The organism is Streptomyces sp. DvalAA-43 (genome assembly GCF_900091725.1).
Lineage (GTDB): Bacteria > Actinomycetota > Actinomycetes > Streptomycetales > Streptomycetaceae > Streptomyces > Streptomyces pulveraceus.
Map to the genome: position 1 here is coordinate 292,530 of NZ_FMBW01000043.1, position 22,419 is coordinate 314,948.

The 22,419-nt window shown below is 71.5% G+C and carries 22 protein-coding genes; 11 read left to right on the top strand and 11 right to left on the bottom strand.

Annotated elements, in window-relative coordinates; genetic code table 11:
• Positions 1 to 19: 19 nt before the first annotated feature.
• The 7 genes from cysC to GA0115234_RS16070 all read left to right on the top strand — a co-directional run bounded on the left by cysC (position 20) and on the right by GA0115234_RS16070 (position 6,683).
• Positions 20 to 565, top strand: coding sequence for an adenylyl-sulfate kinase (gene cysC, locus GA0115234_RS16040; protein WP_237541396.1), 546 nt, complete (start codon positions 20 to 22; stop codon positions 563 to 565).
• Positions 562 to 1,497, top strand: a complete 936-nt coding sequence (cysD, locus tag GA0115234_RS16045) for a sulfate adenylyltransferase subunit CysD (protein WP_093542151.1) — start codon at positions 562 to 564, stop codon at positions 1,495 to 1,497. Before cysC ends, cysD begins: the two co-directional genes overlap by 4 nt.
• Positions 1,498 to 2,841 (top strand): sulfate adenylyltransferase subunit 1, encoded by a 1,344-nt coding sequence (locus tag GA0115234_RS16050; RefSeq protein WP_093542153.1) that lies wholly within the window; start codon positions 1,498 to 1,500, stop codon positions 2,839 to 2,841.
• Positions 2,842 to 3,084: 243 nt separating this feature from the next.
• Positions 3,085 to 4,200 carry an aliphatic sulfonate ABC transporter substrate-binding protein gene (locus tag GA0115234_RS16055; RefSeq protein ID WP_093542155.1) on the top strand — a complete coding sequence of 372 codons (1,116 nt, stop codon included), beginning with the start codon at positions 3,085 to 3,087 and terminating at the stop codon, positions 4,198 to 4,200.
• A 41-nt stretch (positions 4,201 to 4,241) separates the two neighbouring features.
• Entirely contained in the window at positions 4,242 to 5,033 is a 792-nt protein-coding gene (locus GA0115234_RS16060; protein WP_093542157.1) for an ABC transporter ATP-binding protein, read from the top strand.
• Complete coding sequence (locus GA0115234_RS16065) at positions 5,020 to 5,910, top strand: ABC transporter permease (RefSeq protein ID WP_093542159.1); 891 nt, start codon at positions 5,020 to 5,022, stop codon at positions 5,908 to 5,910. Before GA0115234_RS16060 ends, GA0115234_RS16065 begins: the two co-directional genes overlap by 14 nt.
• Positions 5,911 to 5,918: 8 nt before the next feature.
• Positions 5,919 to 6,683 carry a sirohydrochlorin chelatase gene (locus tag GA0115234_RS16070; RefSeq protein ID WP_093542161.1) on the top strand — a complete coding sequence of 255 codons (765 nt, stop codon included), beginning with the start codon at positions 5,919 to 5,921 and terminating at the stop codon, positions 6,681 to 6,683.
• A 12-nt stretch (positions 6,684 to 6,695) separates the two neighbouring features.
• On the opposite strand, the gene GA0115234_RS16075 is transcribed toward GA0115234_RS16070, so the two are convergent.
• The 3 genes from GA0115234_RS16075 to GA0115234_RS16085 all read right to left on the bottom strand — a co-directional run bounded on the left by GA0115234_RS16075 (position 6,696) and on the right by GA0115234_RS16085 (position 9,123).
• Positions 6,696 to 7,331 (bottom strand): mycothiol-dependent nitroreductase Rv2466c family protein, encoded by a 636-nt coding sequence (locus tag GA0115234_RS16075; protein ID WP_093542163.1) that lies wholly within the window; start codon positions 7,329 to 7,331, stop codon positions 6,696 to 6,698.
• Between the two features lie 134 nt (positions 7,332 to 7,465).
• On the bottom strand, positions 7,466 to 8,050 hold the full coding sequence (locus GA0115234_RS16080) for a TIGR03086 family metal-binding protein (RefSeq protein ID WP_093542165.1): 585 nt from the start codon (positions 8,048 to 8,050) through the stop codon (positions 7,466 to 7,468).
• A 68-nt stretch (positions 8,051 to 8,118) separates the two neighbouring features.
• Positions 8,119 to 9,123, bottom strand: coding sequence for a ketopantoate reductase family protein (locus GA0115234_RS16085; protein WP_093542167.1), 1,005 nt, complete (start codon positions 9,121 to 9,123; stop codon positions 8,119 to 8,121).
• Positions 9,124 to 9,244: 121 nt separating this feature from the next.
• On the opposite strand from GA0115234_RS16085, the gene GA0115234_RS16090 reads away from it, so the two are divergent.
• Both GA0115234_RS16090 and GA0115234_RS16095 read left to right on the top strand, forming a co-directional pair.
• Positions 9,245 to 10,114, top strand: coding sequence for an aldo/keto reductase (locus GA0115234_RS16090; protein WP_093542169.1), 870 nt, complete (start codon positions 9,245 to 9,247; stop codon positions 10,112 to 10,114).
• 112 nt (positions 10,115 to 10,226) lie between these two features.
• Complete coding sequence (locus tag GA0115234_RS16095) at positions 10,227 to 11,012, top strand: ABC transporter ATP-binding protein (protein ID WP_093542416.1); 786 nt, start codon at positions 10,227 to 10,229, stop codon at positions 11,010 to 11,012.
• A 6-nt stretch (positions 11,013 to 11,018) separates the two neighbouring features.
• On the opposite strand, the gene GA0115234_RS16100 is transcribed toward GA0115234_RS16095, so the two are convergent.
• From GA0115234_RS16100 to GA0115234_RS16125, 6 genes are all read right to left on the bottom strand, one after another.
• Positions 11,019 to 11,414 carry a nuclear transport factor 2 family protein gene (locus tag GA0115234_RS16100; protein ID WP_093542171.1) on the bottom strand — a complete coding sequence of 132 codons (396 nt, stop codon included), beginning with the start codon at positions 11,412 to 11,414 and terminating at the stop codon, positions 11,019 to 11,021.
• Positions 11,411 to 11,986: a DUF1697 domain-containing protein gene (locus tag GA0115234_RS16105; RefSeq protein WP_237541399.1), complete on the bottom strand. Its 576-nt coding sequence runs from the start codon at positions 11,984 to 11,986 to the stop codon at positions 11,411 to 11,413. Before GA0115234_RS16105 ends, GA0115234_RS16100 begins: the two co-directional genes overlap by 4 nt.
• Positions 11,987 to 12,108: 122 nt before the next feature.
• The gene (locus GA0115234_RS16110; protein ID WP_093542173.1) at positions 12,109 to 13,311 is read right to left on the bottom strand and encodes a S8 family peptidase; all 1,203 of its coding nucleotides are present in this window, start codon (positions 13,309 to 13,311) and stop codon (positions 12,109 to 12,111) included.
• Between the two features lie 362 nt (positions 13,312 to 13,673).
• Entirely contained in the window at positions 13,674 to 14,972 is a 1,299-nt protein-coding gene (locus GA0115234_RS16115) for an ABC transporter substrate-binding protein (RefSeq protein WP_093542175.1), read from the bottom strand.
• Positions 14,972 to 15,811, bottom strand: a complete 840-nt coding sequence (locus GA0115234_RS16120) for a carbohydrate ABC transporter permease (protein WP_093542177.1) — start codon at positions 15,809 to 15,811, stop codon at positions 14,972 to 14,974. The genes GA0115234_RS16115 and GA0115234_RS16120 overlap by 1 nt, the downstream gene beginning before the upstream one ends.
• Positions 15,808 to 16,779, bottom strand: coding sequence for a carbohydrate ABC transporter permease (locus GA0115234_RS16125; protein WP_176729180.1), 972 nt, complete (start codon positions 16,777 to 16,779; stop codon positions 15,808 to 15,810). Before GA0115234_RS16125 ends, GA0115234_RS16120 begins: the two co-directional genes overlap by 4 nt.
• 104 nt (positions 16,780 to 16,883) lie before the next feature.
• Between GA0115234_RS16125 and GA0115234_RS16130 the strand changes: the two genes are divergently transcribed.
• Complete coding sequence (locus GA0115234_RS16130; protein ID WP_093542419.1) at positions 16,884 to 17,750, top strand: phosphotransferase enzyme family protein; 867 nt, start codon at positions 16,884 to 16,886, stop codon at positions 17,748 to 17,750.
• 36 nt (positions 17,751 to 17,786) lie between these two features.
• Here GA0115234_RS16130 and GA0115234_RS16135 read toward each other — a convergent pair whose 3' ends face one another.
• Together GA0115234_RS16135 and GA0115234_RS16140 are read right to left on the bottom strand one after the other, a co-directional pair.
• On the bottom strand, positions 17,787 to 18,518 hold the full coding sequence (locus tag GA0115234_RS16135; RefSeq protein ID WP_093542181.1) for a 3'-5' exonuclease: 732 nt from the start codon (positions 18,516 to 18,518) through the stop codon (positions 17,787 to 17,789).
• Positions 18,519 to 18,596: 78 nt separating this feature from the next.
• Positions 18,597 to 19,829 (bottom strand): SAV2148 family HEPN domain-containing protein, encoded by a 1,233-nt coding sequence (locus GA0115234_RS16140; protein ID WP_093542183.1) that lies wholly within the window; start codon positions 19,827 to 19,829, stop codon positions 18,597 to 18,599.
• Between the two features lie 416 nt (positions 19,830 to 20,245).
• Between GA0115234_RS16140 and glgX the strand changes: the two genes are divergently transcribed.
• Positions 20,246 to 22,411, top strand: a complete 2,166-nt coding sequence (gene glgX, locus GA0115234_RS16145; RefSeq protein WP_093542185.1) for a glycogen debranching protein GlgX — start codon at positions 20,246 to 20,248, stop codon at positions 22,409 to 22,411.
• The last annotated feature ends 8 nt before the right edge of the window (positions 22,412 to 22,419 follow it).

Genomic DNA, 22,419 nt, shown 5'->3' on the forward strand with positions numbered 1-22,419 from the left:
GACTGATCAGGAGACTTCGATGAGCGTGACGGAGACGGGAGCCACCATCTGGCTGACCGGTCTGCCGAGCGCGGGCAAGACCACCATCGCGTACGAACTCGCCGGACGGCTGCGCGGCGAGGGCCATCGCGTGGAGGTGCTCGACGGCGACGAGATCCGGGAGTTCCTCTCCGCGGGCCTCGGCTTCTCCCGCGAGGACCGCCACACCAACGTCCAGCGGATCGGCTTCGTCGCCGAGCTGCTGGCGGCCAACGGTGTGAAGGTGCTGGTCCCGGTCATCGCCCCGTACGCGGACAGCCGGGACGCGGTGCGCAAGCGGCACCAGACCGAGGGCACCGCGTACCTGGAGGTGCATGTCGCGACGCCGGTCGAGGTGTGCTCCGCACGCGATGTGAAGGGTCTCTACGCCAAACAGGCGGCGGGCGAGATCAGCGGGCTCACCGGGGTCGACGATCCGTACGAGGCACCGGACTCGCCCGACCTGCGGATCGAGTCGCACCGGCAGACCGTGCAGGAGTCCGCGGCGGAGCTGTACGCGCTGCTGAGCGAGAGGGGGGCGGCGTGACGACCGTCGCGACCGTGTCGGAAGGCACCGACAGTCCGTACGCACTCAGCCACCTGGACTCCCTGGAGTCCGAGGCCGTGCACATCTTCCGTGAGGTGGCGGGTGAGTTCGAGCGGCCGGTGATCCTGTTCTCCGGCGGCAAGGACTCCATCGTCATGCTGCACCTGGCGCTGAAGGCGTTCGCGCCCGCGCCGGTGCCGTTCGCGCTGCTGCACGTGGACACCGGGCACAACTTCCCCGAGGTCCTGGAGTACCGCGACCGCACGGTGGCCCGGCACGGGCTGCGGCTCCATGTCGCCTCCGTACAGGAGTACATAGACGCCGGAAAGCTCCGCGAGCGCCCGGACGGCACCCGCAACCCGCTGCAGACCGTGCCGCTGACCGAGGCGATCCAGCAGCACCGCTTCGACGCCGTGTTCGGCGGCGGACGCCGGGACGAGGAGAAGGCCCGCGCCAAGGAGCGGGTCTTCTCGCTGCGCGACGAGTTCTCCCAGTGGGACCCGCGCCGCCAGCGCCCCGAGCTGTGGCAGCTCTACAACGGCCGGCACGCCCCCGGCGAGCACGTCCGGGTCTTCCCGATCTCCAACTGGACCGAGCTGGACGTCTGGCAGTACATCGCGCGCGAGGGCATCGAGCTCCCGGAGATCTACTTCGCCCACGAGCGCGAGGTCTTCAGCCGCTCCGGCATGTGGCTGACCGCGGGCGACTGGGGCGGCCCCAAGGAAAACGAACGGGTCGAGATCCGGCAGGTGCGTTACCGTACGGTCGGCGACATGTCGTGCACCGGTGCCGTCGACTCGGATGCCACGACGCTGGACGACGTCATCACCGAGATCGCCGCCTCCCGGCTCACCGAGCGGGGCGCGACGCGTGCCGACGACAAGATGTCCGAGGCCGCGATGGAGGACCGGAAGCGCGAGGGGTACTTCTAAATGACCGCCATCAGCGAGCAGTTGTCGACCACCACCCTGCTGCGGTTCGCCACCGCCGGGTCCGTCGACGACGGCAAGTCCACCCTCGTGGGACGCCTTCTGCACGACTCCAAGTCGGTCCTCACCGACCAGCTGGAGGCCGTCGAGCACGCCTCGCGCAGCCGCGGCCAGGAGGCGCCCGACCTGGCGCTGCTGACCGACGGCCTGCGCGCCGAGCGCGAGCAGGGCATCACCATCGACGTCGCCTACCGCTACTTCGCGACGCCGCGACGCCGGTTCATCCTCGCCGACACCCCGGGGCACGTGCAGTACACGCGCAACATGGTGACCGGCGCCTCCACCGCCGAGCTGGCCGTCGTCCTGGTCGACGCCCGCAACGGTGTCGTCGAGCAGACCCGGCGGCATGCCGCCGTCGCCGCGCTGCTGCGGGTGCCGCACGTGGTCCTGGCCGTCAACAAGATGGACCTGGTCGACTACGCGGAGCCCGTCTTCGCCGCCATCGCCGAGGAGTTCACCTCCTACGCCGCCTCGCTCGGCGTCCCGGAGGTCACCGCGATCCCGATCTCCGCACTGGCCGGTGACAACGTCGTGGAGCCGTCCGCGCACATGGACTGGTACGGCGGCCCGACGGTCCTGGAACACCTGGAGACGGTGCCGGTCAGCCATGACCTCACCGCCTGCCACGCCCGCTTCCCGGTCCAGTACGTCATCCGGCCGCAGACCGCCGAACACCCCGACTACCGGGGCTACGCCGGTCAGATCGCCGCCGGCGCGTTCCGGGTCGGCGAGGCCGTCACCGTCCTCCCGTCCGGCCGCACATCGACGATCGCCGGGATCGACGCGCTCGGCGAGAGCGTGGACATCGCCTGGGCACCCCAGTCGGTGACCCTCCGGCTGGCCGACGACATCGACATCTCGCGCGGCGACCTGATCGCACCGGCCGACGACGCGCCGACGGTCACCCAGGACGTCGAGGCCACCGTCTGCCACGTCGCCGACCAGCCGCTCACCGTCGGCCAGCGGGTGCTGCTCAAGCACACCACCCGCACGGTCAAGGCGATCGTCAAGGACATCCCCTCCCGCCTCGCGCTGGACGACCTCTCCCAGCACCCGGCGCCGGGGCAGCTCGTCGCCAATGACATCGGCCGGGTCGTCGTCCGTACCGCGGAGCCGCTCGCGCTCGACGCGTACGCGGACTCCCGGCGCACCGGATCGTTTCTGCTGATCGACCCGGCGGACGGCACCACACTGACGGCCGGAATGGCGGGCGCCTCGTTCGCCACCGCGGCCGAAGCGGCTGCCGGGGCCGGAACCGAAACCGAGGCCGACGCATGGGACTTCTGATGACCATCGACGTCTTTTCCACGTTCGCGAAGGAGGGCGGCCGCATCGGTAGCGGCGCCCTCGGCAGCGGTCAGGGCGGGGTCGCACGATGTGTGCGATGACGTACGCTCACCGACTGCGCGCCCGCTCGCCGCAACCGCACCGCCCGCACAGCCAGTTCAGACGAAGACCTGCCGACTTCCCGGCCGCGTCCCCGTAATCGCTCAGGACGCGAGCACCGGGCCACCGAGAGGAAAACCTCCCGTGTCTGCCCCCCGTACCACGCCGCGCCGCGCTCTCTCCGCCGTCGCCGCCCTGCCGATGCTCGCCCTCGCGCTCACCGCGTGCGGCTACGGCTCCGAGGCGAAGCAGGACGACGCCGCCAAGGCGGGCGTCTCCACCGGCGGCAAGAAGCTCTCCGCGGACACCGTGAAGATCGGCTACTTCCCGAATCTCACCCACGCCACGGCCCTGGTCGGCATCCAGGAAGGCCTCATCGCCAAGGAGCTCGGCTCCACGACGGTCAAGCCGTCGACGTTCAACGCCGGCCCGTCCGAGATCGAGGCGCTCAACGCGGGCTCGATCGACATCGGCTTCATCGGCCCGTCCCCGGCCATCAACGGCTTCACCAAGTCCAAGGGCAAGAGCCTGCGCATCATCGGCGGTTCGGCGTCCGGCGGTGTGAAGCTGGTCGTCGACCCGAAGAAGATCAAGACCCTGGACGACCTCAAGGGCAAGAAGATCGCCACCCCGCAGCTCGGCAACACCCAGGACGTCGCCTTCCTCAACTGGATCTCCGAGAAGGGCTGGAAGGTCGACGCCAACAGCGGCAAGGGCGACGTCTCCGTGGTCCGCACGGACAACAAGGTGACGCCGGACGCCTACAAGTCCGGTTCCATCGACGGCGCGTGGGCCCCCGAGCCGACCGCCTCCAAGCTGGTCGCGCAGGGCGCGAAGGTGCTCCTCGACGAGTCGACGCTGTGGCCGGACAACAAGTTCGTGATCACGAACATCATCGTGTCGCAGAAGTTCCTCACCGAGCACCCGGACGTCGTCGAGGCGGTGCTGCGCGGTTCGGTCAACACCAACGCGTGGATCAACGCCAACCCGGACAAGGCGAAGGCCTCCGCCAACGCCGCGCTCAAGACGCTGTCCGGCAAGGCGCTGCCGGCCGATGTCCTCGACCCGGCGTGGAAGTCGGTCCAGTTCATCGACGACCCGCTGGCCGCCACGCTCGACACGGAGGCGAAGCACGCGGTGAAGGCGGGCCTCCTGGACCAGACGGACCTGACGGGGATCTACGACCTGAAGCCGCTCAACAAGGTCCTCAAGGCCGCGGGCAAGCCCGAGGTCGCCGACGCCGGTCTCGGCGTCAAGTAAGCGCGTCCGGCACCGAACAGGATTCCCAGGAGGTGACGACCATGGCGACCACCACGCTGACCACGACCGAGGACCGTACGGAGGTCGGGCACGCGGCCCGCATCGACCACGTCTCGAAGTCCTTCGGCGGACCGGAAGGGCAGCAGCTCGTCCTGGACGACATCACACTCGATGTCGCTCCCGGCGAGTTCGTCACCCTCCTGGGCGCCTCCGGATGCGGCAAGTCGACCCTGCTCAACCTGGTGGCCGGACTCGACCGCCCGACCGCGGGGTCCATCGAGACCCCCGGCGGGCGGCCGGCCCTGATGTTCCAGGAGCACGCCCTCTTCCCGTGGCTGACCGCGGGCAAGAACATCGAACTCGCGCTGCGGCTGCGCGGCATGCCCAGGTCCGAGCGCCGCGCCGAGGCCGAGCGGCTGCTCGAACTCGTACGGCTCGGCGGGGCGTACGGCAAGCGGGTGCACGAGCTCTCGGGCGGTATGCGGCAGCGCGTGGCGATGGCCCGCGCGCTCGCCCAGGACAGCCAACTGCTGCTGATGGACGAGCCGTTCGCCGCACTCGACGCCATCACCCGGGACGTGCTGCACGACGAGCTGACCCGGATCTGGCGCGAGACCGACCTCTCGGTCCTCTTCGTCACGCACAACGTGCGCGAGGCGGTCCGGCTCGCCCAGCGGGTCGTGCTGCTCTCGTCGCGGCCGGGCCGGATCGCCCGGGAGTGGACGGTCGGCATCGAGCAGCCACGCCGCATCGAGGACACCGCGGTGGCCGAGCTGTCCGTGGAGATAACCGAACAACTGCGTGGGGAGATCCGCCGACATGGCCAGCACTGAGACCGCCGCCAAGGACACCGCCCAGGACCTGGCGGGCCTGGAGGCGGGGCTGGACGCGCTCGACGCCGTACGGGTGAGCCGGACCCCGGTCCGCGAGGTGCTGGTGCGCAAGGTGCTGCCGCCGGTCGTGGCCGTGGTCCTGGTGCTCGTCGTCTGGCAGATCCTGATCTGGGCGCAGGTCACCGACGACTACAAGCTGCCGTCGCCGTCCCAGGTGTGGGACGAGGTGACCGACGCCTGGGCGCAGGGCACCCTGCTCGGCTACATCTGGACCAGCGTCTCGCGCGGTCTGCTCGGCTTCCTGCTGGCCCTGGCCATCGGCACCCCGCTCGGGCTGCTGGTGTCACGCGTCAAGCTGATCCGCGCGGCGATCGGACCGGTGCTGTCCGGGCTCCAGTCGCTGCCGTCGGTCGCCTGGGTGCCTCCCGCGGTGATCTGGCTGGGGCTCGACGACAGGATGATGTACGCGGTGATCCTGCTGGGCGCGGTCCCGTCGATCGCCAACGGCCTGGTCGCGGGCGTGGACCAGATCCCGCCGCTGCATCTGCGGGCCGGGAAGACGCTGGGCGCCACCGGTCTTCGCGGCACCTGGCACATCGTGCTGCCGGCCGCGCTGCCCGGCTATCTGGCGGGCCTGAAGCAGGGCTGGGCGTTCTCCTGGCGTTCGCTGATGGCCGCCGAGATCATCGCCTCCTCGCCCGATCTGGGGGTGGGCCTGGGCCAGTTGCTGGAGCAGGGCCGGGAGACCAGCAGCATGTCGATGGTGTTCCTCGCCATCATCCTGATCCTCGCCGTCGGCATCGCGATCGACCTGCTGATCTTCAGTCCGCTGGAGCGGTGGGTCCTGCGCGGCCGCGGCCTCCTCGTCAAGAACTGAGTACGGTCATGACCGCTCCGGTACTGCTCGTCATCGCCCACGGCAGCCGCGACCCGCGGCACGCGGCGACCGTGCACGCGCTCACCGCGCGGGTGCGGTCGCTGCGGCCGGGGCTGCGGGTGGAGACGGGCTTCCTGGACTTCAACGCGCCGTCCGTGCCGCGGGTCCTGGAACGGCTGGCCGCGCAGGGCGCGCAGGACGTCGTCGCCCTCCCCCTGCTTCTCACCCGGGCCTTCCACGCCAAGTCCGACATCCCGACGGTGCTGCGCGAGGCCCGCGGCAGGCTGCCCCGGCTGCGGGTCCGGCAGGCCGAGGTGCTCGGCCCGTCGCCGCTGCTGAACTCGGCGCTGGAACGGCGGCTGCGCCAGGCCGGGATCCGTCCCGGCGACCGGGGCTCGACCGGGCTCGTCCTGGCCTCGGCGGGCTCCACGGACCCGGAGGCGATCGCAGTGATCGCTGAAATCGCGCGGGAGCTGCGGCACACCGGTTGGTGTTCCGTGCGGCCTGCGTTCGCCTCCGCCACCTCTCCCGCGGGGTTCCCCCGTACCGAGGACGCGGTACGGGCCCTGCGGGCCGAAGGAGTGCGCCGGGTGGCGGTGGCGCCGTACGTCATCGCTCCCGGCCGGCTCCCGGACCGGATCGCCGAAGGGGCGGCCGGGGCGGACGTCCTGGCCGATGTCCTGGGCCCGGCACCGGAGTTGGCCCGGCTTCTGCTGACCCGGTACGACGAGGCCCGCAGGCCGGCGGCCCGGACCGCCGCGCTCACCGCGTAGCGCGGCGCCCGCTCACCCCACGTCCAGGCTGCCCGTGCGGGTCCGCTTGAGTTCAAAGAGGTCCGGGTTCCCGGCGAGCACCCGGAAGCTGTCGAAGACCCGTCCGGCCTCCTCGCCGCGCGGTGCCGCCCGCAGGACGGGCCCGAACCAGACCGCGCCGTCGACATGGATCGTGGGCGTACCGACGTAGGCGTCCGCCTCCGGGTCCTTGCCGGCGTCATGGCTGCGGCGCAGCGCCTCGTCGTACGCCTCCGAGTGCGCGGCGGCGGCGAGCGCGGCGGGCAGGCCGAGCTCCGCCAGGGACCCGGCGATCACCGCGTCGAAGTCCTCGTTCTTGTGCCGGTGGATGCGGTCGCCCATCGCGGTGTAGAGAGCGCGCAGCACCTCGTCGCCGTGGTCCTGCGCCGCCGCGACCGCGACCCGGACCGGGCCGATCGACCGGTCGACCAGGTCCCGGTACCAGTCGGGGAGTTCATTGCCGATGTTGTGCAGATACAGACTCATGACGCGGAAGCGGAGGTCGATGTCGCGCCGCTGCTCGACCTCCAGCATCCAGCGGGAGGTGATCCAGGCGAACGGGCAGGCCGGGTCGAAGTAGAAGTCGACGGCGGTACGGTCCGGTTCCGGGGTTCGTGGTGAGGTGCTCATGCGTCGACCCTAGGTGCGGATTGGCATGCGGTCCCGGGCCATTCGCCGTCGATTCGACCGGGCCAATCCGGCCCGGGTGAGCGGGCGGTGGCATCCCCCGGCCCACCGCCCGCCCCCGTTCCGGCGCTCTGCCCTCAGGCCCCGGTCCAGTGCGGGTCGCGTCCGCTGCGGGCCAGTGCCCGTGTGAAGGCGGAGGCCGACGCGGGCACCGTCACCTCGTCGGCGAAGCCGTCGTACTGCCGGTAGAGCGCGGCGGTGCTGTCGACGACGCCGAGGACGTAGGCCGCCGCCTCGTCGGAGAGCCGGAACTCCTGGCCGACCGCACGGGCCACGTCCCAGCCGTGCAGGGCCGTCTCCTCGATGAGCATCGCGGCGATGTCGGCGGCCGGGGAGGCCGAACCCCCGAGGTCGACCTCGCCCTCCCAGACCGCCGGGTCCGACCACGCGGCGACCGCGCGGTCCAGCTGCGCCGCGTACTGCTGCGCCCAGTCGGCGTCGGCGGTGAAGTCCCGGGTGGTGAGCTCCTCCGGGAGGTCCTTGCGCAGGGCACGGTGCTCCAGGCCGTGGGAGGTGTACAGCACCCAGTGGTTGACGAGCCCGCGCACGTCCCAGTCACCGCAGGGCGTGTTCGGTGCGTCGAGCTGTTCGGCGCCGATGGAGCGGGCGATACGGGCCGCCTCGGCGGCGACTTCGGTCATGTGCGCGTGCTCGGTCTTCATGCCTCCCAGTCTGGATCCGGTCCGGCGGGCGGTATTGAAGAAACGCGACGCCGTCCGGCGTGTCCGGCTCAGGACGTCTCGGCGTCGACGAGCGCGACGAGTGCGGCCAGGGACATCGAACCGGCTTCCCGGCGCTCGCGCGCGAAGGCGTTCGCGGTGCGGCGGAGCACCTCGTTGACCGGAGTGGGGATCCCGTGGAGGCGGCCGAGCAGCACGATCTCGCCGTTGAGGAAGTCGGCCTCGATCGTGCCCGTGCCCCGGCTGAGGCTCTGCCAGGACGAACCGCCGCCGCGCGGGGAGCCGTCGAAGGGCTCGAAGCGGATCCTCCCGGCGCGTGCCTCCGCCTCCTCCTCCCGGCTCACCGGGTCGATTCCGGCGGCGGCGAGCACCGCCTGCCCCTCGGCGAACGCCCGCTCGAAGAGCTCGGAGGCGGGCTGTCCGGCGAGCGAGCCGGTGACGGCCTCGATCGCGTTGGCGAGGTTGGAGAGCAGCTTGCCGTACTTCCAGCGCATCACGTCCGGCACGACGGGGGCGAGCAGCTTCGCCTGCTCCAGGTCGGCGGCGATCAGCCGGGCCGTCCCGTCGGTCCCGGTGGGGTAGCGGCCCAGGTACAGGATGCCGGTCAGCGGGGTGCCCGCGGCGGCGACCTCGCCGGGTTCGACGAAGGTGGCGGGCAGCCAGACGCACATCCCGTACACCCGGCGGAACCGGCGCAGGGCGAGCCGTTCGCTCTCCACCCCGTTCTGGGCGCAGACCAGCGGCAGCCGCTCCCCCGCCGTGCCGCCGCCCGCGACGGGCCGGACGCTCCACGCGTCGAGGGCGGCCGTGCTGTCCTGCGTCTTGACGGCGAGCACGAGGACGTCGTCGGGGGTGAGGTCGATCGCCTCGGGCCGGTCGACGACGGGGAGCCGGTGGACGCGGGTGCCCTCGGGCGTGACGAGCCGCAGTCCGCCGGTGCGCAGCGCCTCGTACTGGGCGCCGCGCGCCACGAGCACGACCTCGTGGCCGGCCTCCGCCAGACGTCCGCCGAGGGCGCCGCCGACGGCACCCGCCCCGATGATGAGGTAACGCATCCCGACTCCTGTTCCACGGCCGCGCAGATCGGACATCCGGCCCCTCGCAGGGGCGTCGGCGTCTCAGCATAGGGTCCGTGGCCACAGCACCGATCGCGGGACAGCCCTTAGTGTTTCCCTCATGTCCTCCCTCTCCCCCCTTCCCGATGATGTGTTCCTGCTCGGCGGTGAGCTGCCCGTACGGCGGCTCGGCTACGGCACCGCCCAGCTGACCGGTCCCGGCTACTGGGGTCCGCGCGGTGCCCGGCAGGATGCCGTGGCCGTGCTGCGGGCCGCCGTCGAACAGGGTGTGACGCTCGTCGACACCGCCGACAACTACGGCCCGGGGCTGGCCGAGGAGCTCGTAGCCGAGGCGCTCCACCCGTACCGCGAGGATCTGGTGATCGCGACCAAGGGCGGTGTGGTGCGCACCAGTGACAGTGCCTGGCACGTCGCGGGGCGGCCGGAGCAGCTGCGGGCGATGTGCGAGGCCAGTCTGCGGCGGCTGCGGACGGACCGGATCGACCTCTACCAGCTGCACCGGTTCGACCCGGAGGTGCCGATGGCGGAGCAGTTGGGCGCGCTGGACGCGCTGCGGCAGGAGGGTAAGATCCGGTACATCGGTCTGGACACCCTCACCGCCGACCAGCTGGAGCAGGCCCTCTCCCTGACCGGGATCGCCTCGGTGCAGAACCGCTTCAATCTCCTCGACCGTTCGTCGGACGCGGTACTGAAGATGTGCGAGGCCCACGGCCTGGCTTTTCTGCCCTGGTTCCCGCTGGCCAACGGCGCTCTGACCGGCGACGCCGCTGCGGCGCTCACCGGCATCGCCGACCGGCACGGTGCCACCCGCGGGCAGATCGCCCTCGCCTGGCTGCTGCACCGTTCCCCCGTGCTGTGCCCGACCCCGGGCACCGGTTCGCCCGCCCATCTCGCGGAGAACCTGGGGGCCCGGGAGATCCGGCTGTCCGCCGAGGACCTGAGCGGCCTGGAAGCGCTCGCACCCGCGTGAAGGAGACTCGCCCGTGACCATTCCCCGTACCGCCCCCGCCGTTCCCGCCCCGGCCGCCGCTCCAGGCCCGGGTGCGGCTTCCGCCCCGGATGCCGTCGAGGCCGCCGTCCCGGTGATCCGGGCCGACGACGTCTCGCTCGTCCGGGACGGCAATGTGCTGCTCGACTCGGTCTCGCTGACCGTGCGGAGCGGTGAGCACTGGGCGCTGCTCGGTGCCAACGGAGCCGGGAAGAGCACCCTGCTGGGGCTGCTCGGCGCGGTCACCCACCCGACCCGGGGTTCGGTGGAGGTGCTGGGGCGCACCCTGGGCCGGGTCGATCTGCGGGAGCTGCGGTCGCTGCTCGGGCATGTCAATCCGCGTCATCCGCTGCGCTCCCCGCTGTCGGTGCGCGAGGTGGTGCTGACCGGTCTGACCAACTCGGTCGAGCCGGTGCCGCGCCGCTCGGTGGACGAGGAGCAGCGGGGCCGGGCGGAGCGGCTGCTGACGATGCTCGGCATGGGCGGCAAGTCGGGGTCGCGCTGGCCGGCGCTGTCGCAGGGCGAGCGGGGCCGTACGCTCATCGCCCGCGCCCTGATGCCGCAGCCGCGGCTGCTGCTGCTCGACGAGCCGGCCACCGGTCTCGATCTCGCCGCGCGTGAGCAGCTGCTCGACAGTCTGGACGTGCTGCGGGAGGAGCATCCGGAGCTGGCGACGGTGCTGGTCACCCACCATCTGGAGGAGCTGCCCGCCTCCACCACGCACGCGCTGCTGCTGCGGGGCGGCCGGTGCGTGGCCTCGGGCCCGGCGGACGAGGTGCTGACCACGGACCGGGTCAGCGACTGCTTCGGGCATCCGGTGCGGATCTCCCGTACGGACGGCCGGTGGGCGGCGCGGGCGCAGCGCGTCGCCCGTCGCTGACCGGGCTCAGCCGTCCGCGCCGGTCCCGGTGTCCTCGGCGGTGCCGAACGGGGTGGCCTGGTGGAAGTAGAGCAGCCAGCCCGCGTCGGTCAGCCGCCACAGCGAACTGCGGTGGGCGAGGCGCCCCTTCGTCTCGGTGTCGTAGGTGAGGTGGACGAGGCCGTCGCCGAGCTGGACCCCGGCCATCCGGGACGCGGTCATCGGGCCGGGGCGCGGGGCGTCCTTCGCGGTGAGCGAGGCGGTCATGGTGTCGCGGTCCCAGACCCGGCCGGTGTAGTCGATCTCGCGGTAGTCGGGGTGCAGCACCTGGGCGAGGAGTCCGGCGGAGGCGCGTACGGCCGGGTCCAGGAGGCGCAGCTCGCCCTCGACCGCCGCGGCCACGCCGGGGGACGCCCCGGTCATGCGGGGGCTCCGTCGTGCGTGGTCCCCGTGGGCGCCGTCAGTTCCACCAGTCTGGCCACGGTGTTCCAGTTGCGCGAGGTGGCGACGATGTCCTTGGTGACGGAGGACCGGGACAGTGCCTCGGCGAGTCTTGAACGGCCGAGTCCGTCGGGGGCGTAGAGGTAGAGCGCGCGGTCGCCGAGGCCGAATCCCTCGGGGAGGTAGGCCGTCGGGTCGATCCGGGCGAAGCGCCCGGCGTCGACGGGCCGGTCGTAGTACGTGATGTGCAGTTGCTTTCCTTCGAGTTCGGCGGCCGGGAACGGGCAGGCCGCGGCAACTGCCGCCAGGTAGGCGCCGTCCCGGACCAGGCAGGGGACGGGGAAGCCGAACCGCTGCTCGATGGCCCGCTCCAGTTCGGCGGCGAGGGCGTTCTCGTCGTCCGACGCGCTGCTGAAGACGGCGTTGCCGCTCTGCAGGTGGGTGCGGACGTCGCCGTGTCCGAGTTCGGTGAGCAGCGCGCGGAGTTCGGCCATCGGGACCCTCTTGTGGCCGCTCACATTGATCCCGCGCAACAGCGCCGCGTACATCGTCATGGGCACACCATAGGACGGTCTCTTCGCACGGTGCGGCCGCCGCGCCCCGTGGGGGAGGGCACGGCGGCCGCCGGTTCCGTGGTGAGTGGGCGTCCGCCGCCCGGTCACCGCTGCGGGGTCGGTTACTCGACGACCTTCAGCAGCTTGTTCGGTGTGCCCTCGGTCGCGTTGGAGATCGCGTCGGGGGTGGCCCCGTCGGTGAGTGCCGTGGCGACCTCCTCCGGGGTGGCGTCCGGGTGTCCCGCGAGGTAGACGGCGGCGGCACCGACGACGTGGGGGGTCGCCATGGAGGTGCCGGAGATGGTGTTGGAGCCGTCGTCGCTGTCGTTCCAGGACGAGGTGATGTCCGAGCCCGGAGCGTAGATGTCCACGATCGAGCCGTAGTTGGAGAACGACGACTGCTCGTCGTCCACCGTGGACGAGGCGACCGTGATGGCCTCGGGGACGCGGGCCGGGGAGCTCTCGCTCGCGTCGGAGGAGTCGTTGCCGGCGGCCACCGCGAAGGTGACGCCGGAGGCGATGGCCTTCTGGACCGCGGCGTCGAGCGCCTCGTCCGCGCCGCCGCCGAGGCTCATGTTGGCGACGGAGGGGCCCTCGTGGTGCTCGGTGACCCAGTCGATGCCGGCGACGACCTGCTCGGTGGTGCCCGAGCCGGAGTCGTCGAGCACCCGGACGGCGACGATCTTGGCCTTCTTGGCGACCCCGTAGGTCGCGCCGGCGATGGTGCCCGCCACATGGGTGCCGTGGCCGTTGCCGTCGTCGGCGCTGTCGTCGTTGTCCACGGCGTCGTAGCCCGAGCTGGCCCGGCCCTCGAACTCGTTGTGCGTGGTGCGGACACCGGTGTCGATGACGTACGCGGTGACGCCCTCGCCCGCGCTGTCCGGGTAGGTGTACGCGTTGTCGCCGGCCGTCTCGGTCTGGTCGATCCGGTCCAGACCCCAGGACGGCGGGTTCGTCTGGGTCCCGTCGATGTGGAACTTCTTGTTCTGCACGACCTTGGAGACGGCCGGGTCGGCCGCCAGGCGCTTGGCCTCGGTGAGCGAAAGGCCGCTGGCGGAGAAGCCGTTGATGGCGGAGCTGTAGTTCCGCTTCAGCGTGCCGCCGTACTCCTTGGCGAGCTTCGACTTGTCGGCCTTCTGGTCCAGCATCACGATGTAGCTGCCGGAGACGGCGTCGGCCGCGTCCGCGCCGTACACCACGCCCATCGCGGGAGCGGGGGCGGCACCGGCGAGGGAGGTGTTGAGCAGGGTGACTCCGGCGGCCGCGGCCACCGCGGTTATCGCCGCGGTCAGCTTGATCCGGCGTGCGCGCTTGTGAATTGCCATGAAGAGGGGTCTCCTCGTCATTCTTTGTGGGGGGATCGACCCCCGGCCGGAAGATCTCCGGGGGGCTGGCTCGAAACCCTCGCCGATTGACGCGCCCAGATCAAGACCTTCATGCGGCTGTGACTTACTCAACAAAGTTTCGTAATAAGAAACCGGCCAGCCGGGCCCAAGTCGGGCACGGTCGCCACGGCGTCCGTCGCTCGCCCCGGGCCCACGGCGCGACCGGCACACTTCGCACACGGGAACGCGAACCCCGCCCGGCCGTACGGACGGACGGGGCGACGGCTTGTTTCCGTCCCCGTGTTCACAGAGCTCTCACGCGGTGACCACGTTGAGGTCGGTCCCGGGGAGGGGACCGGGCCTCAGCGCTGGTAGCGGGCCAGGACCCGGTTGCCGTCCTCGACCAGACGTTTCCTCAGCTCGTCCGCCCCGATCGCTCCGCTGTAGTACTCCTGGAGGGCGGGCGTGGCGACCTTGTCCTTCCACTCCGGGTAGCCGCGCACCGACTGGGCGGGCGCGGGCCGGAGCGCCTCCGCGAGGGCGACACCGGTCGCCCAGCCGTTCTCGGCGGTGTGCAGGGACGGATCGGCGAGGGCCGCGGTGCCGGTCGGGAGCATCCAGTCGCCCTTGGCCAGCCGCACCATGTTCGGCGGCCGGAGCAGGAAGTCGATGAACCGCGCGGCCTCCCTCTTGTGCGGGCTGGCCGCCGAGACGGACAGCGTCTGCGGGCTCACCCCCTGGGCGAGGCCCGCGCTGCCCGCCGGAGCCGGCAGGACGGTCCACTCGAAGCCCTCGGGGGCCTGCTCGACGACCTGCTGGCGGTACGAGAAGCCCAGCGGCACCATCGCGTACTTGCCGCCGAAGAATCCGGGGAGGGTGTCGGATCCGCCCATGCCGAGGGTGGTGCGCGCGGCGCTGTGGTCGGTGTTGACCTGGTCGTGGATGGTGCCGGGGACGATCCGGTCGCCCTCCTCGGCGCGGAGGGTCACCTTGCCGTCGGCGCCCCGGTGGAAGAGGCGGCCGCCGCCGGAGAGGCCGAGGTTGAGGGTGACGGAGACCGGCTCCTTGAGCGGCCAGGCGACCCCGTATCTCCCCTTGCCGGTCAGCTCCCCGGTGATCCGCCGGAACTCGGCCCAGCTCCAGGGCCGGTCGGGGGTCGGGATCCGGACCCCCGACTCGTCGAGGATCCTGCTGTTGGCGATCAGGGCGCGGGGTTCCTGGAGGAACGGCACACCGTAGACGCCGTCGTCGAAGGTGGTGGTGGACCAGCTCTGCCCCGGGATGTCGGCCCTCAGCCGGCCGGGCAGGAGCCCGCGCAGGTCCGCGAGGTAGCCGCCGTAGGCGAAGTCGGCCAGGTCGTCTGAGGCGTCGTGGATGATGTCCGGCGCCTCGCCGCCCTCGAAAGAGGTGAGCAGCTGGTCGTGGACGGTGTCCCAGCTGCCCTGGACATAACTGACATGGATGTCCGGATGGGCTTCGTTCCACTCCTCCACCAGTTGCTTGTTGGCGTCGACGGACTCCTTCTGCCAGGCCAGCGACTGGAAGCTGAGCTCGATCCGACCGTGGTCGCCCCGGCCGTCGTCGGGCCCCGCGCAGCCGGTGAGCAGCAGGGCCAGCGCGGTGGCCGCCGAGGCCACCACCGTCCTCAGGGAGGCGGGCATCAGCTCTTCACCGCCCCGGCCAGCATGCCGCCCGTGATCCGCCGCTGGATGATCGCGAAGATCACCAGCGAGGGCAGGGTGGCGAGGAACGCGGCGGCGGCGAGCGGCCCGAGGTCGGCCGCGCCCTCCGCTCCGATGAAGTGGGTCAGTACGACCGGCAAGGTCTGCTTCTCCGGGGTCTTGAGCAGGACGAGTGCGAAGAAGAGCTCGTTCCACGCGGTGATGAAGGCGAAGAGCGCGGTGGCGACGATGCCGGGGGCCAGCAGCGGAGCGGTGACCGAGACGAGCGTCCGCAGCCGGCCCGCCCCGTCGACCGAGGCGGCCTCCTCCAGTTCGGCGGGCACCGCCCGTACGTATCCGACCAGCATCCAGAGCGCGAAGGGCAGCGCCCAGACGGCGTACACCATGATCAGGCCCCACAGGGTGTTGATCAGATGGAGGTTCTTCAGGATCAGGAAGAGCGGGATGATCAGCAGGACCAGCGGGAACGCCTGGCTGATCACGACCCAGCCGGTGGCCGCCGTGGTGAGCCGGGAGCGGCGGCGGGCCATCACGTACGCCAGGGGCGTGGCGACGACGACCGCGATGAGGGCGGCGCAGAGGGCGGCGGTCAGCGAATTGGCGGCGGCCCGGAGCAGCGGCTGTTCGTCGAAGGCGGTGCGGAAGTTGTCGAGCGTCGGATGGTCGGGGATCCAGGTGGGGTGCAGGGAGCCCAGTTCCCGCGCGGGTTTGAAGGCGGTGGAGATCAGCCACAGGAACGGGAACGCCAGGAAGACCAGATAGCCGAGGAGCGCGGCGTACTGTCCGGCGCGGGCGGTTCCGCCGGTGCGCATGCTCATCGCTCCCCACCTCCCCTGAGCCGGCCGGCGAGATACACCGCGAGGATCACGGAGATCACCGCGACCATCACACAGCCCATCGCCGCGGCGTATCCGAACTGTCCGTAGTGGAACGCCTCCTCGTACGCGAAGAGCATCGGCAGCCGGGTGCGGCCGCCGGGTCCGCCGTTGGTCAGTACGTAGACCAGGGCGAAGGAGTTGAAGTTCCAGATGAAGTTGAGGGCGGTGATGGCCAGCGCGACCGGTCTGAGCACGGGCCAGGTGACGGTGCGGAAGCGGCGCCAGGCACCGGCTCCGTCCAGGGCGGCCGCCTCGTGGAGCTCGTGCGGGGTGTTCTGCAGCCCGGCGAGCAGGGCGACGGCGGTCTGGGGCATGCCCGCCCAGACGCCCACGACGATCACGGCGGGCAGCGCGGTGGCGAGTCCGGTGAGCCAGTCCCGGCCGTCGCCGAGGCCGAGATCGCGGAGGGTCTCGTTGAGGACGCCCGCGTCCGGGTGGTAGACGAGCCGCCACATGATGCCCACGACCACCTCGGGCATCGCCCAGGGGATGATCGCCAGTGCCCGCGCGAGCCAGCGCATCCGCAGGTTCTGGTTGAGCAGCAGGGCGAGGCCGAGGGCCAGCACGAACTGCGGGACCGTGACGCCGAACGCCCACACCAGGCCGATCCGGAACGAGTCCCAGAAGAGGGTGTCGTGGAGCAGGTCCTGGAAGTTCAGTCCGCCCACCCACTGGGTGGAGCGGGTGCGGCCGGACTGGGCGTCGGTGAAGGCCAGCGCGATGCCGTAGAGCAGGGGGCCGACGCTCAGGACCAGGATCGGGATCAGCGCGGGCAGCACCAGGAACCAGGTTCCGGCGCTCCGCTCGACGGGGCGGGACGGCCTGTCCTGCGGCCCGCCGGGCGGTCCGTGCTTCCCGGAACGTACGGTTGCATTCGCCAATGTCACGAAACCGCCCCCTTGCGTCATTCGATCGGTTTCATACCGTTCTGGCCGCTCAGGTGGCCTCCGTCATCGTGCTGACGGGCCATCGGTTCGTCAAGCCGACCTGCGCGGATGCGAAAATCGGAGTCATGAACGAGATGCGTGCGCGTGAGGTGCTGACCGCTGCCGGGCTGTCCGGTGGTGCGGAGCTGCTCGCGATCGGTGAGAACGCGGTGTTCGCCGTCGGCGACCTGGTGGTCAAGGTCGGCCGGGACGCCGTGCGGCACCCGGAGCTACGGGACCGGGCCGAACGCGAGGTGGCCGTCGCCCGCTGGCTGGCCGCCTCGGGCGTCCCCGCCGTACGGGCCGCCGAGCCCGCGGCGCGGCTGGTCGAGGGGCACCCCGTGACCCTCTGGCACCGGCTGCCGGACGCCGTGCGCCCCGCCGAGCCGAGGGATCTGGCACCGCTGCTCGCCCTGGTGCACGCGCTGCCCGCGCCGGACGGCCTCGCCCTGCCGCGCCGCGAGCTGCTGGGCGGCGTCGAACGCTGGCTGCGGCTCGCGGGCGACGCGATCGACCCGGCCGACGCCGACTATCTGCGGGAGCGCCGCGACGGCTTCGCGGCGGCCGCCGCCGCCCTGGTCCCGCATCTGCCGCCGGGGCCGATCCATGGCGACGCCCTGCCCCGCAACGTCCATGTCGGCCCGGACGGGCCGGTGCTGGTCGATCTGGAGACCTTCTCCGCGGATCTGCGCGAACACGACCTGGTGGTGCTCGCGCTCTCCCGCGACCGCTACGGCCTGGCGCCCGAGGCCTACGACGCCTTCACCGCCGGGTACGGCTGGGACGTCCGTGAGTGGGAGGGCTGCGCGGTGCTGCGCGGTGCCCGGGAGACGGCCAGCTGTGCGTGGGTGTCCCAGCACGCACCGGCCAACCCGAAGGCCCTCGCGGAATTCCGCCGCCGGGTGGCCTCGCTGCGCGACGGCGACACGGCGGTGCGGTGGTATCCGTTCTGAGAGCCGTCCGCTGATCCGCCGGACGGGGCCGGGCCCTCAGCCCGCCGCGACGCCGGCCGGCTCCCGCAGCGGCCAGTGGCCGTCGATCACCGCGTCCGCGGTGCCCTTGCGGCGCAGGAACTGCTGGAAGTCCGCCGCCCATTGCGCGTACCACTCCACCTGGCGCTCGTGCAGCTCGGCGGCGGTCAGCCCGGCCACCGAGCCGTGCCGCTCGGCTATGGCGTACGCCACCCGGACCGCGGCCAGCGCGTCCGCCCCCGCGTCATGGGCCCCGCCGTGCACCACGCCGTACTCGACACAGACCGCCTCCAGGTTGCGCTTGCCCTTGCGGTAGCGGTCGACGGACCGGTCGATGGTGTACGGGTCGATGACCGGGCCGATCCTGGCCCCGTCGAGCCGGTCGCTCAGCGACGGCAGCCCGTGCCGGCGCAACTCCGCCGTGAGCAGCGTCAGGTCGAAGGCCGCGTTGTACGCGACGACCGGCACCCCCTGGCGCCAGTAGCCGGTGAGGGTCTCGGCGATCTCGTCGGCCACCTCGCGCACCGGCCTGCCCTCCGCCGCCGCCCGTTCGCTGCTGATGCCGTGGATCGCCGAGGCCTGCGCGGGGATCCGGATGCCCGGATCCGCCAGCCAGGTGCGCTGCCGCACCGGCTCCCCGTCCCTGCCGTCGACGCCGACGACCGCGGCCGTCACGATCCGGGCCTCCAGCGGTTCCGTACCCGTCGTCTCCAGGTCGAAGCCGACCAGCGCCTCCCGGTGCCAGCTCATCCCGTACCTCCTTCGTGGTGCTCTCCCCCAGGTGGTGACCACCCTCGCACGCACCACTGACAACGCGGACCCGGCCCCTCAGGAGACGGGCCGGGAGTCCGTCCACACGGACTCGAATTCCTCGCGGTACGTCTCGAAGAGCCCGTGCTCGTTGTCCTGCCCCGCCCGGACCACGGCGCGCCCGCCGCCGCGCAGCACCAGCACGGGGGCCTCCATGCCGCGTGCGCGCCGCAGATAGGTCTGGACGACCCCGACCGCGTCCGTCCCGTCGCCGTCCACCAGATAGGCCGTGAAGCGCGGGGTCTCGTCGAACACATGGATCTCGAAGGCGCCGGGGTCGCGGAGCTTGGAGCGGACCCGGCGCATGTGGAGGATGTTCATCTCCACCGACCGGCTCAGCTCGCCCTTCTTCAGGCCCAGCTCCCGCTCCCGGCGTTTGACCGCGCTGCTGGCAGGATTGATGAAGAGCAGCCGGACCCGGCAGCCCGACTCGGCGAGCCGGATGAGCCTGCGGCCGGAGAAGTTCTGCACCAGCAGGTTGAGTCCTATGCCGATCGCGTCGAGCCGGCGCGAACCGCCGAAGAGGTCCTCGGCCGGCAGCTGGCGCTGGAGCCGCACCCGGTCGGAGTGGACGGAGACCACGTCCGCGTACCGGTCGCCGACCAGCTCCTCGACGGCGTCGACCGGGAGCCGGTCGGCCGACGGGACCCCGGCCCCGCTGCCCAGGATCTCCAGGAGCCGGGCGGAGGCCCGCTCGGCCTGGGCGAGGACGGCCTCGTTCAGTGCGCGGTTGCGGGAGACCACGTTGCGGGCGACCTCCAGCTCGTCGAGGGCCAGCTCCACCTCGCGCCGGTCGTCGAAGTACGCCTCGAAGCACGGCCAGTGCTGGACCATCAGCTCACGCAGCTGGGGCAGCGTGAGGAAGCTGAGGACGTTGTCGTCGGCGGGGTCCAGCAGATAGCCCTTGCGGCGCGAGACCTCGCGCACGGCGACGGCGCGCTGCACCCACTCCTGCCCGGCCGGTCCGGCGGCGGCCACCACCCAGTCCTCGCCGTGGACCGGCTCGTAGATGGGCCGGAGCACCGCGGCGACCACGGCGCGCAACCGCTGTTCCACGAGATTCAGCCAGATGTAGGCGCGCCCGGCCCGCTGGGCGCGCGTACGCACCTCGCTCCAGGCGTCCGCTCCCCAGTCCAGTTCCGCGCCGATCTCCATGGGCTGCGCAAGCGATACCGCCCCTGGTGGGACATCGGTGGAATCCCCCTCGTGACCTGGGTCACCTGGGGGCAGCTCGAATCCTCCCGAGCTCACCCGCGCACCGCCTTCCACTCCCCCACCAACGATCAAGGAAGGGTACTCCGGGAGCGGGAGCCGGTGCAGCCGGATGCGCATGCTGCTTCGTCAACTCCCGTGTACCGCAGGCATGTTCCCGTCGGCAAGATCTGCCGTAGTGAGGGGATTCATAGTGATTAAGCACCCCATCCGGGGCCCCGCGCGGGGCGGCGGCCGGATTCCGGGGCCCGGATCCGGGTGCCGGGCGACGCGGAGGGGCCCGATGTTGACCGGACCGCGCGACGCCGCCCGCCGATTGCCGGTCGGTCTTAGGTAGCCGCACCTCTTTCGGGGAAGATCTGGCTCCGGGGCCGTCCGGCGGATCAGGGCCGGACGGGGCCCGGACGTGTCCGCTAGCTCCAGGTACCCGGATCAGAAGTGGAGGAGTCGAGCCCATGCAGGTCTGGCCGGGACAGGCGTATCCCCTCGGCGCCACGTACGACGGCGCCGGGACCAACTTCGCGGTCTTCTCGGAGGCCGCCAGACGAATCGAGTTGTGCCTGCTGCACGACGACGGTTCCGAGACGGCGGTGGAGCTCAGGGAGACCGACGCCTTCGTCCGCCATGCCTATCTGCCCGGGGTGATGCCCGGGCAGCGGTACGGATTCAGGGTCCACGGGCCGTACGAGCCGGAGCGCGGCGCCCGCTGCAATTCGGCCAAGCTGCTGCTCGACCCGTACGCCCGTGCCGTCGCCGGCCAGATCCGGTGGGGCGAGGCGGTGTACGGCTATCCGTTCGGCCGGCCCGACGCGCGCAACGATCTCGACTCGGCACCGCACACCATGACCTCGGTCGTGGTCAACCCCTACTTCGACTGGGGCGACGACCGGCGGCCCCGTACGGACTACCACCGCACGGTGATCTACGAGGCCCATGTGAAGGGCCTGACGATGCTCCACCCGGGGCTGCCGAAGGAGCTGCGCGGCACCTACGCGGGTCTGGCCCATCCGGAGGTGATCGCCCATCTGACGGAACTGGGCGTCACGGCGATCGAGCTGATGCCGGTCCACCAGTTCGTCCAGGACCACCGGCTGGCCGACGCCGGGCTGGCCAATTACTGGGGCTACAACACCATCGGCTTCTTCGCCCCGCACAACGCCTACGCCTCCTGGGGCGACCGCGGCGAACAGGTGCTGGAGTTCAAGCAGGCCGTACGGGCGCTGCACCAGGCGGGCATCGAGGTGATCCTCGACGTGGTCTACAACCACACCGCGGAGGGCAACCACCTGGGTCCGACGCTCTCCTTCCGGGGCCTGGACAACGCCTCGTACTACCGGCTCGCGGACGACCAGCGGTACTACATGGACACCACGGGGACCGGGAACTCCCTGCTGATGCGGTCGCCGCACGTGCTCCAGCTGATCATGGACTCGCTGCGGTACTGGGTCACCGAGATGCACGTGGACGGCTTCCGCTTCGATCTGGCGGCCACCCTGGCCCGGCAGTTCCACGAGGTGGACCGGCTGTCGTCGTTCTTCGACCTGGTGCAGCAGGACCCGGTGGTCAGCCAGGTGAAGCTCATCGCCGAGCCGTGGGACGTGGGCGAGGGCGGCTACCAGGTGGGGAACTTCCCGCCGCTGTGGACCGAGTGGAACGGCAAGTACCGGGACACCGTACGGGACCTGTGGCGGGGCGAGCCGCGGACGCTGGCCGAGTTCGCGGGGCGGCTGACCGGCTCGTCGGACCTGTACCAGGACGACGGGCGGCGCCCGCTCGCCTCGATCAACTTCACCACCTGCCACGACGGGTTCACCCTGCACGACCTGGTCTCGTACAACGACAAGCACAACGAGGCGAACGGCGAGGGCAACCGGGACGGCGAGAGCCACAACCGGTCCTGGAACTGCGGCACGGAGGGCGGTACCGACCAGCCGGAGGTCCTCGGTCTGCGGACCCGGCAGATGCGGAACTTCATCGCCACGCTGATGCTGTCGCAGGGCGTGCCGATGCTGAGCCACGGCGACGAGTTCGCGCGTACCCAGCAGGGCAACAACAACGCGTACTGCCAGGACAGCGAGTTGTCGTGGGTGCACTGGCCCGACCCGGCCGAGGCCGCCGGGGACGACACGGAGGACGCCGACCGGGACACGGCGGAGGAGCCGGGCAGCAGTCTGCTGGAGTTCACCCGGGCGATGGTCTGGCTCCGCCGCGACCATCCCGTCTTCCGGCGCCGCCGGTTCTTCCACGGCCGTCCGGTCGAGGGCACCCACGACGAGCTCTCGGACATCGCGTGGTTCACGCCGGAGGGCGGCGAGATGACGCAGCGGGACTGGCAGGCCGCGCACGCCAAGGCGCTGACGGTCTTCCTCAACGGGCACGCGATCTCGGAGCCGGGGCCGCGCGGCGAGCGGATCTCCGACGACTCGTTCCTGCTGATGTTCAACGCGAGCGCGGAGACGCTGGAGTTCTCCGTACCGGTGAATCACGGCCGGCAGTGGCTGGTGGTGGTCGACACGGCGCGCCCGGTCGGTGTCATGCCCGGCTCGGGGCCGAAGGTGGCCGCGGGCGATCGGGTGACACTGGTCGGACGCAGTATGGCGGTGCTCCAGCGGCCCGCGTAGGGCGTGTC